The 2,840-nt window shown below is 38.5% G+C and carries 2 protein-coding genes; one reads left to right on the forward strand and one right to left on the reverse strand.

Going from position 1 to position 2,840, the window contains the following annotated elements; translation table 11 throughout:
• Window positions 1–467: 467 nt before the first annotated feature.
• On the forward strand, window positions 468–1,505 hold the full coding sequence (gene trpS / locus CXF82_RS01090; RefSeq protein ID WP_102043529.1) for a tryptophan--tRNA ligase: 1,038 nt from the start codon (window positions 468–470) through the stop codon (window positions 1,503–1,505).
• Between the two features lie 521 nt (window positions 1,506–2,026).
• Here trpS and CXF82_RS01095 read toward each other — a convergent pair.
• Window positions 2,027–2,839 (reverse strand): MBL fold metallo-hydrolase, encoded by an 813-nt coding sequence (locus tag CXF82_RS01095; RefSeq protein WP_257982704.1) that lies wholly within the window; start codon window positions 2,837–2,839, stop codon window positions 2,027–2,029.
• Between the last annotated feature and the right edge of the window lies 1 nt (window position 2,840).

Consider the following 2,840-nt stretch of genomic DNA (forward strand, 5'->3'; position numbering starts at 1 on the left):
GTAATGTATTTAAACGTTAATTAAGGCGAGCAAATGGGCTTTCTCGGCTAAAACACTAAGCATCGTTGGCAGAAAGCTCTGTTCCATATTGAACAATATCATTTGCCGATCTTTTTATTAAAATATGTATCAACAACTTTATGGTACAACCTAAAGGTTCACCAGTAGTGTAATTAAGCATAGAAATCTGAACATCCCTAGCAAAACGGTCTCCGACCTATAAATCACTTTGATTAGTGCACATTTGAAGCCAAAATTTAAATCCACTTGAGCCATATCATCCAAAATGCTACTGTCAAAGTATGAATTCAATAAACCTGTTCCAACTAACCTCAGTTTTTTGGTGGCGCTCTTTCACATAGAGCGGCACTGAATCCTGTTTGTTCAATAGCCGTCGGATGACAGCTATTGACCCACTATAAATAAGTCTATAAATGTCTCCGATGGAAAATTTTGGAGATATTAAAATGCAAAATAATAACTTAAACTTAAATCAATCCCCCCGTAAATCAGAGAAAATCTTAACTGGAGACAGAGCAACTGGCCCACTACATTTAGGGCACTATGTTGGTTCACTCCAGCAGAGAGTGATGCTACAACATCTGCATGAGCAAACTATTTTAGTGGCCGATCTGCAGGGGCTTACTGATAACGGTCATAATCCACGTAAAGTCTCGAACAATATTCTAAATGTTGTGGCTGATTATCTAGCCGTGGGCATTGATCCCAGCAAAACGACCATTTGTCTGCAGTCAGCAATCCCGGCTCTGTCTGAGCTCACCATGTACTATTCAAATTTAGTTTCCGTATCGCGATTACAAAGAAACCCTACGGTAAAATCTGAGATATCTAATAAACAATTTGGCAGCTCCATTCCGGCAGGTTTTTTGACTTACCCGATTAGCCAAGCAGCCGACATCACTGCATTTAACGCGACACTTATCCCTGTTGGTGATGATCAGCTTCCCATGATTGAGCAGACAAATGAGATCGTTCGACGGCTAAATCATTTTGCCGACGAGCAAATACTCGTTGAGTGTAAACCGTTATTGAGCAAATCTTCACGGCTACCGAGTCCGGATGGAAAGAGCAAAATGTCAAAATCTCTCAACAACTGCATTCTATTGGGTTCGAATGAGCAGGAAATATCGCAGGCAGTGCAATCCATGTACACAGATCCGAATCACATTCGAGTTTCAGACCCAGGTCAGATCGAAGGGAATATCGTGTTCACATATCTGGATGCGTTTCATCCTGATGCAGCCTATATCGATAAGTTAAAAGCTCATTATCAGACGGGAGGCTTAGGTGATGGAACGACCAAAAAGATCTTAAATCAGGTATTACAAGAGCTTTTACAACCAATACGTGAACGCAGAGAGATTTTTCTATCAGATAAATCGCAACTCGTAGAAATCTTAAAACGAGGGAGTGAACGCTCGCAGGATGAAGCCAGTCTTGTGCTCGCAAGGATAAAAAGAGCCTTTGGGTTGAATTTATTTTAGTGCTGCGATAACTTTTATAATCATATCTTCGGTACGTCGCATTGATAGAGTCCGGGTGGACGAACATCTGATCTCAGAATAGCCACAATGCAATCTACGAGGTTACTTAGCACTGGGTTTTCATCGTTATGAGTAATACTTTACTCATAACTAAACTTCCCCTGATGATGATAGCTGAAAAACATTTCAGATCAGACAAGGCCACATCAAACCTACTCTAATGAATGTAAAATAAAAGTTCATATTAATTCATATTTAGCCTATGAACTATTGAAGAACAAATACATCTTGAACATTAATCTTTAGCGGCTTCGTTCAACTCACTTATGTGACACAAAAGAGTTAGTGCCTAGACTCCAGCCCATACAGCTTCGATTAGGCAAATTATGGCAATCATATGCCCGATAACACTGTAATAAAACGTTTAAAGCTGCAGCACTAACTGTAACAAGAAGCACTAGAAAATGGGCAATAGACAATGCGAAATATAATACTGACTTAATTTATTAATAGCAGTAAAATCAGATACTAATGCTGCGACCTGCTGGGAAATATTCTAAGCGGTCACCAAGTACACCTTTCAAAATATTATAGGCTTTCATTCCTGTGCAGTGTCCTGTATACAGCTTATCTATTGGGTAATTTAATATTAATTCACCAATCTCTTCAATCTTCTCTCTAGTTCCACCAATACTGTTGAATAATGGTAATCCAACTAAGTGAAAACCACCAACGACAGCTTTTATTTTAGTGCTAGGAAAATGATTAAGCGCTGTATCGATCATATTGAGAACGCCACTATGAGCGCAACCAGTAAATACTATAAGCCCATCATTTTCCTTTATGACCAACAACAATTCGTGATCAAATATATCAGGTTTGCAACTATCACCTGAGCCAGTAAAAAGGTATTTATTACCTTCTGGCTTTGCATATTTATTACTTAAATCAGTGATTATAAAGATATTAGGCAATATTTCAGTCATTTGATTAACAAAGGTCAAGCGACTAGCACCTTTGGTAAGCAACTGTTTATTTACACCCACATCAATTTTAAAACCCAAAGTTTTAAAAGTATAATTGGTGTCTTCGCATTCACGTAAATACACTTGGGCCTTAGAGTTGTAGTCTAGAAAGTGCGTAACTCCATTACAGTGATCATGATGACGATGTGAAATAACAGCGGCATCTACATTTTTAATATCCACACCTAACAAACCTGCATTATCACAAAAAGCTCTACTGTTTCCCGCATCAAATAATACACTCTTTCCCATAGTGCTGGCGTGAATAGACAGCCCTCTTTCAATTTTTAGATCTGTTCGATTATTCAAT

Source organism: Shewanella sp. GutDb-MelDb (genome assembly GCF_002836075.1).
GTDB lineage: Bacteria > Pseudomonadota > Gammaproteobacteria > Enterobacterales > Shewanellaceae > Shewanella.

Excerpts from the sequence above, each read along its gene's own strand:
- trpS (WP_102043529.1), top strand. The coding sequence starts at position 468 with ATGCAAAATAATAACTTAAACTTAAATCAATCCCCCCGTAAATCAGAG.